Origin of the sequence: Plesiomonas sp., from assembly GCF_051650925.1 — a bacterium.
Lineage (GTDB): Bacteria > Pseudomonadota > Gammaproteobacteria > Enterobacterales > CAMTGL01 > Plesiomonas.
This window is the reverse complement of the sequence record NZ_JBOFRH010000475.1, coordinates 1-6574: the sequence shown is the minus strand read 5'-3', so window position 1 is coordinate 6574 and position 6574 is coordinate 1. Positions and strand designations below refer to the sequence as shown.

7 protein-coding genes and 1 pseudogene are annotated in these 6574 nt (G+C 45.0%); 5 read left to right on the top strand and 3 right to left on the bottom strand.

Going from position 1 to position 6574, the window contains the following annotated elements:
• A partial coding sequence (locus tag ACRC27_RS11555) for a carboxypeptidase M32 (RefSeq protein ID WP_438639923.1) occupies window positions 1–1349 on the top strand: 1349 nt, incomplete at its 5' end.
• Window positions 1350–1457: 108 nt separating this feature from the next.
• On the opposite strand, the gene ACRC27_RS11550 is transcribed toward ACRC27_RS11555, so the two are convergent.
• Complete coding sequence (locus ACRC27_RS11550) at window positions 1458–2396, bottom strand: diguanylate cyclase domain-containing protein (RefSeq protein ID WP_438631407.1); 939 nt, start codon at window positions 2394–2396, stop codon at window positions 1458–1460.
• A gap of 445 nt (window positions 2397–2841) precedes the next feature.
• Between ACRC27_RS11550 and ACRC27_RS11545 the strand changes: the two genes are divergently transcribed.
• Entirely contained in the window at window positions 2842–3420 is a 579-nt protein-coding gene (locus ACRC27_RS11545) for a flavodoxin family protein (RefSeq protein WP_438631409.1), read from the top strand.
• Window positions 3421–3609: 189 nt separating this feature from the next.
• On the top strand, window positions 3610–4095 hold the full coding sequence (gene ybaK / locus ACRC27_RS11540; protein ID WP_438623918.1) for a Cys-tRNA(Pro)/Cys-tRNA(Cys) deacylase YbaK: 486 nt from the start codon (window positions 3610–3612) through the stop codon (window positions 4093–4095).
• 239 nt (window positions 4096–4334) lie between these two features.
• Here ybaK and ACRC27_RS11535 read toward each other — a convergent pair whose 3' ends face one another.
• Entirely contained in the window at window positions 4335–4517 is a 183-nt protein-coding gene (locus ACRC27_RS11535) for a hypothetical protein (RefSeq protein ID WP_438631411.1), read from the bottom strand.
• Between the two features lie 271 nt (window positions 4518–4788).
• On the opposite strand from ACRC27_RS11535, the gene ACRC27_RS11530 reads away from it, so the two are divergent.
• Window positions 4789–5055 (top strand): GrxA family glutaredoxin, encoded by a 267-nt coding sequence (locus tag ACRC27_RS11530; RefSeq protein WP_438623916.1) that lies wholly within the window; start codon window positions 4789–4791, stop codon window positions 5053–5055.
• Between the two features lie 275 nt (window positions 5056–5330).
• On the opposite strand, the gene ybjM is transcribed toward ACRC27_RS11530, so the two are convergent.
• Window positions 5331–5720: an inner membrane protein YbjM gene (ybjM, locus tag ACRC27_RS11525; RefSeq protein WP_438623915.1), complete on the bottom strand. Its 390-nt coding sequence runs from the start codon at window positions 5718–5720 to the stop codon at window positions 5331–5333.
• A gap of 316 nt (window positions 5721–6036) precedes the next feature.
• Between ybjM and ACRC27_RS11520 the strand changes: the two are divergent.
• Window positions 6037–6574, top strand: a pseudogene (locus ACRC27_RS11520) (aspartate:alanine antiporter); the annotation flags it as partial.

Below are 6574 nucleotides of genomic sequence, written 5' to 3'. Positions count from 1 at the left end.
TGGCCGAGCTCGATGTATTGATGCATGAAACCCTCACCGCCCCTCAGGTTAACGAATGGCTGACACATGCCGAACAGGAAACACTGAACGATACGCAACGGGCAAATTTACGGGAGATGCGGCGTAGTTGGTTGGCGGCCTCTGTATTACCGGCTGAATTAGTTGAGAAAAAATCGCTGGCCGGTGCGCGTTGTGAACACGCATGGCGAACGCAGCGCCCAGCCAATGATTGGCACGGTTTTGCCGCTAATTTAAAGGAAGTGGTTAAGATCTCTCGTGAAGAGGCACAAATTCGGGCCGCTGCCACTGGAAAATCCCGCTACGATGCACTGCTTGATCTGTATGAACCGGGCATGACAGGCCAGCAGCTAGACGCTATTTTTGGCGATCTGAAACAGTGGCTGCCAGATCTGTTGCAACAAGTGTTGGCAAAGCAAGCGCAGAACCCGATCATTATGCCACAAGGCCCGTTTAACCCGCAGGCACAGCGTGAAGTCGGTTTAAAAATAATGCAGTTGCTCGGGTTTGATTTTAACGCAGGCCGTGTTGATGTCAGCGCCCACCCGTTTTGTGGCGGTGTACCGGAAGATGTGCGGATCACCACCCGTTATACTGAGAGTGATTTTCTGCCCGCGCTGATGGGAATTATTCACGAAACCGGCCATGCACGGTATGAGCAAAACTTGCCACGCCATTTGCTCGGTCAGCCGGTTGCTCAGGCCCGATCAACGGCTATTCACGAATCACAAAGTCTGCTGTTTGAGATGCAACTGGCACGCTCACCAGCATTTTTAAGCCATATATTACCGCTGGTACAACAACAATTTGGCGATCAACCCGCCTTTGTCCGTGATAACTTTCTGGCACTGAACATGCGGGTAAAACAGGGGTTTATTCGTGTCGATGCCGATGAGGTAAGTTATCCGGCGCATGTGATGTTGCGCTACGAAATAGAACGCGCGCTGATTGAAGGGGATATCGAAGTTGACGATATTCCGGCGTTGTGGGATGAAAAAATGCAGGCTTATCTGGGGCTCAGCACGGCCGGTAATTTCAAAGATGGCTGTATGCAGGATATTCACTGGACAGATGGCTCTTTTGGTTACTTTCCAACCTACAGCCTTGGGGCGATGTATGCTGCGCAGCTTTTTCATCATGCACACCTAGCCTGCCCAGAGCTAGATGCACAGATTGCGCGCGGAGATCTAAGTGCACTGTTTAGCTGGCTACAACAAACTATTTGGCAACAGGGTAGCTGCTTTACCACTGATGAGCTGATCCGGCACGCCACCGGTGAAACACTTAATCCGGCCTATTTCCGTCGCCACCTTGAACAACGCTATTTATAATGGCGGATTGATCACTGAAATCGGTGACAATCGCGGCCGTAAATAGCCGTCGTCACCGTTTATATCTACTATATCTACACCCTTCAGGGGAAAACGATAACCGTAAGGCTATTTTTCCTCTGAATCTGCCAACTGAAGATAACTGGCTGACTGGTTACGGCCATGTGTTTTTGCGTAGTACAACGCTTGATCGGCCTGAGCAATCAGCGTATCGGCGGATAAACACGCTTGATCGGTTGCTGTAATTCCAACACTTATCGTCACACACTGTGCTGTAGCGGAGTGCGCATGCGGGAGTTGTAACGCGCTAATCTGCTCACATAACCACTGCCCGTATTCACGCAGTGTCTCTGCTGTTATCGCAGGCAAAATAATCGCAAACTCCTCGCCACCATAACGGCAGACCATATCTCCGGCTCGCCGTGCGCTTTGCTGTAAACAGCGTGCAATGGCTTTCAAGCACTGATCACCGGCTAAATGGCCATAACCATCGTTGTAAGCTTTAAAGTGATCAACATCAATCATGACCAAACCTAACGACTGTTGGCTGCGAAAATGACGTGGTAGTTCAACAGCAAGCCGGTTATCAAAGGCCCGGCGGTTATATAGTCCGGTAAGCCCATCAAGATTAACCAATTGCCGTAACTGATCTGATAAACGTTTTAATTTCAACTGAGTACTGACACGAGCACGAATAATAGCTGCATGGTAAGGCTTATAAATAAAATCAACCGCGCCAACCGCCAGCCCTTCAACCTCTTTATAAGGGTCGTGTGTACCGGTAACAAAGATAATCGGAATATCTTGCGTTAAAGGGTCTGACTGCAACTGCTGACAAACATCAATACCACTTTGCTCTGGCATTTCAATATCCAGCAAAATCAGATCAGGAATAGACTCTCTGGCCAATAAAAGGGCCTGTTCACCACTACTGGCATGAATAATTTGCCCAAAGTTTTTCAAAATAGAGGACAACAGCAAACGTGATGCCCGTGAATCATCCACTAAAAGCAACAGAGGTTGCCGCAGTGCGATATCAGAATCCATGATATTTTTTATCCTACACGCCAGTGAATGATGCCTATTTACTCTGGTTTTCTATTCCAAATAGTGGTGCTCTGCCAAGTCATGCAAAACGGGAAAAAGAAACCAGCCTATAATAATAACAATCCGTTACGTTAATGCACTCTTTTTTCATCATACCCATTACAGTATGGCAGCACACAAAATTATACATTGTGTTGCAATTTATCGGTGTGATTTCCTACCACTTTAGCGCTTTACTCTGTTAACGATATAAAACATAAAAAAAAGATTTGCGTACCAACATACATTTAGCGGTATTAGAAAGAGGCAATACAGGGTCATTGTGAACATAGCGGTGCTTTATCCCTGAATAAACTCAGCTTTTTATTATCTTGTGCTAACGTTTATGTTGTATGAATTACACCCTTCACATCAGCGAAATCATTACCGGAATAAGGAGTTATTCATGTGTAAAGTTGCCGTGGTTTATCACAGCGGGTATGGCCACACTCAAAAACAGGCTGAAGCTGTGTTTGCTGGGATCAATTCCGTAGCAGGGGTTGATGCAGCTTTGTATCAAATTGACAGCCAAGGTGAGCTGCCTGACGATGCGTTCAGTCAGTTGGAAGAGGCTGATGCTATTGTGTTTGGTTCGCCCACTTATATGGGAATGGCATCGTGGCAGTTTAAAAAATTCGCTGATGCCAGCTCGCGCCCGTGGTTTACTCAAAAATGGAAAGATAAAATTGCCGCAGGCTTTACCAACTCTGCAACCATGAATGGTGATAAACACTCAACACTGCACTATTTTTTCACTCTGGCCATGCAGCACAGTATGATCTGGGTGGGAACCGGTTTAATGCCTTCTAACACCAAAGCTGCTGACCGTAATGATATCAACTATGTCGGTGCATTTGCCGGCGCAATGGCACAGTCACCGGCTGATGCTAGCCCTGAAGAGGGCCCATTACCGGGGGATCTAAAAACCGCGCGACTATTTGGTCAGCGAATTGCTGAAGTCACACTCAAATGGCGCGGCCAGTAAGCGTAAGTACCACACTTATCAGAGCAAAATCAGATAGCGTATACTGATATCAGGAAAATAGATTACGCCTGTGCTCTTTTTGCTGCACAGGCCTTCTCTACAATGACTAGCATTGACAGCCATAAAATGGCTTTGTACTACAGTCTGTTTGTATCCAACATTATATTTATTATTTGAATAGGTTAAACCATGACTCCCGCCGTTGTTCTGTTGAAAAAACAACATATCTCGTTTGAATTACACCCCTACGAACATGACCCCGATAACACCCATTTTGGTGAAGAAGCAGCAACACAGCTAGGCGTTGACCCTCAGCGCGTCTATAAAACCTTGCTGGTTAGCCTCAATGGTGATGCAAAGAATCTCGCGGTGGCGATTGTGCCGGTAGCAGGCATGCTGGATTTAAAAAAAGTAGCTAAAGCGTTGGGGGCAAAAAAAGCGGACATGGCTGATGTGGCTATTGCACAGCGGACAACCGGCTATCTGGTAGGTGGAATTAGCCCATTAGGTCAGAAAAAGCGCTTGCCGACAGTACTCGACAGCGGTGCGGGGCAATTTCCCACCATTTTGGTTTCCGGCGGAAAACGCGGTTTAGATATTGAATTAGCACCACACGATTTACTGCAGGTACTCAGCGGAAAATCAGCCGATATTGCCAAGCTCGATGACGAGTGATCAAATATACCCTGGCGATAACCTAATCGGCTGACAGGTGCCGATGAGGTGATATGAGAGGTGGAGTAAGCACACAAATATAGTCGGCAGATAAATGTGTAAGGCAACGCATTTACAGTGTTACGTTACACACTCATCTGTCTGTGGCATTAATCTTTCGTATCAATATGTAGAATCAATTTGTATGTAAAATCAATCTGTCTGAATCAATAATGCCTACAACGATTTATACACCATGATCAGCGATAGCTACTTGCCCGAACAACAGGATCACCACGTTGAGCATGATCAGAGGTAGGCTCAGGTTGTAGCTGAAACTGGCTCATTGGCTCGCGGCCTTGCTGATGTAGATTCATACTCAAAGAGGCAAACGCCGCAACCGGCAGTGCCACTAGCATCAAGGCAATAAGTGAATCCTTCATTAAGCATTCCTTTTATTGTGAACGATGATTAGCATCTACACGTGCAGTTAACACGGCAGAACGGATCATAACTTGCTACAATTAATAGGTAAAAACTATTAAATTAACAGGTATGCTCTATTTTATTAAATTTCTGTGCACTGGCATAGTAATAAGAGTCGAATTTGACCCTGTTTTTAGTCAGTGTATTTTCTGACTCAGAGTCGGTTGTTACTTTTTCATCAAAACGTTACGTTGGTGTGGCTCATCCTAGTCACAAACAGGAGTATGTATGTTTGTAGTGATTTTTGGTCGTCCTGGTTGCCCTTACTGTGTCCGCGCAAAAGAGTTGGCTGAGAAATTGAGTGCAGAACGTGACGATTTCCGTTTCCGTTACATTGATATCCATGCCGAAGGGATCTCAAAAGAAGATCTGGAAAAAACAGTCGGTAAACCTGTTGCAACTGTGCCACAAATTTTTATCGATCAGGAGCATATCGGCGGCTGCACTGATTTTGAAGCGTACGCAAAAGAGCATTTGAGCCTGTATAGCGAATAAATTTACAGGGTCTTTTAATGTTATGTCGCTTTACGCTATCTGTCATTATGCCATGCACCCTGTAAACGCGTTGCAGACATAAATAGCGGGTGTGTTTTTAATACACAAAAAGATAAGCACAGCATATGAAAAAGAGAAGCCAGACAGAACCTGTTGAACTTCTCTTTTTTTATACCTGATAGATTTTATGTCTGATAGGTTTATGCCTGATAAACTGCATTTTACCGCTTAAAATACACCATTTAACCTATGCTGCTATTGTCTTTTGTCTTTGGCTAATGCCCATGACTACGGTGTTGCTGGCGCATACGTAATTTATAGTATTGTAAAATACGTGAACCAAAGATATAGAGCAGCGTACCCAACCCGCACCAAAATACTGCACCCAAAAAGTACACTACCAGATCAACAAAACGTTCATACGAAGAGAGTGCCGCCAAACGAATCACAATACACACCGGCAGTGCCAACAGTGTACCAAGCAGTGCATGCAGTAAGCCTTCACGCCGCGAAAGATATGCTGATACCACGCCTGGGATCATAAAAAATAGCAACCCCGTATGCCCCGATGTTTGTTGCAGCGGGTATGGCAAACCCTGAAAGAAAAAAATAATACAAAACAGTGCGCCGCCAATAATGGCGATATTCCAATTCCATTTTTGCATTCGTCGACTCCTTTCGACATTTACTCGGCCAATCGGTGTCTATAAAGATCAGCGTACCTAATTAGAAAACCATTAAATCGGGTGATACATCAAGACTTATAGCCAAATAAATAGGAAATCCAAAAAAGTTAGATGTAAAATACGGTGTGGACATAATGTTTATCATTACATTGAAATTATATTGTCAAATAATGTCATCATTTTTAAAACATTACGTTTACATTTATATTGGTACATGTCTTCTCTTGTATTAGCGAATATATCACTGTTTGCTGATATGTATTTCTCCACTTAATTTGGCCACAGAATCAACATTGTGAATATCGACGTATCAGCATTGCTCAATGGAAATGACATACTGCTTTTGTTTGTCGTACTCGCTCTCGGACTATGTCTGGGCAAGCTACGTTTTGGATCGATCCAACTGGGTAACTCTATCGGAGTGCTCGTTGTCTCCTTGCTGCTCGGACAGATGCATTTTACGCTAAATGCCGAAGCCCTCAGTCTGGGTTTTATGTTGTTCATTTTCTGCGTGGGCATTGAGGCTGGGCCAAACTTTTTTGCGATTTTCTTTCGCGACGGTAAAAACTACCTACTATTGGCACTGGTCTTGGTCATCAGTGCGCTGTGTATCGCCTTTAGCTTAGGCCGATGGCTCGGGTGGGATATCGGGTTAACCGCAGGTTTGCTGGCCGGTTCAATGACCTCAACACCGGTTCTGGTTGGTGCTCGGGAATCACTGCTCAGTGGTTCACACAATATCGCTAACCCTGAATTAGTGCAGACGGCATTGAGTAATTTAAGTTTAGGCTATGCACTCACCTATCTGGTGGGTTTAGTCAGTCTGATCCTTG

Excerpts from the sequence above, each read along its gene's own strand:
- ybjM (WP_438623915.1), bottom strand. The coding sequence starts at position 5,720 with ATGCAAAAATGGAATTGGAATATCGCCATTATTGGCGGCGCACTGTTT.
- ybaK (WP_438623918.1), top strand. The coding sequence starts at position 3,610 with ATGACTCCCGCCGTTGTTCTGTTGAAAAAACAACATATCTCGTTTGAA.
- ACRC27_RS11530 (WP_438623916.1), top strand. The coding sequence starts at position 4,789 with ATGTTTGTAGTGATTTTTGGTCGTCCTGGTTGCCCTTACTGTGTCCGC.
- ACRC27_RS11545 (WP_438631409.1), top strand. The coding sequence starts at position 2,842 with ATGTGTAAAGTTGCCGTGGTTTATCACAGCGGGTATGGCCACACTCAA.
- ACRC27_RS11550 (WP_438631407.1), bottom strand. The coding sequence starts at position 2,396 with ATGGATTCTGATATCGCACTGCGGCAACCTCTGTTGCTTTTAGTGGAT.
- ACRC27_RS11535 (WP_438631411.1), bottom strand. The coding sequence starts at position 4,517 with ATGAAGGATTCACTTATTGCCTTGATGCTAGTGGCACTGCCGGTTGCG.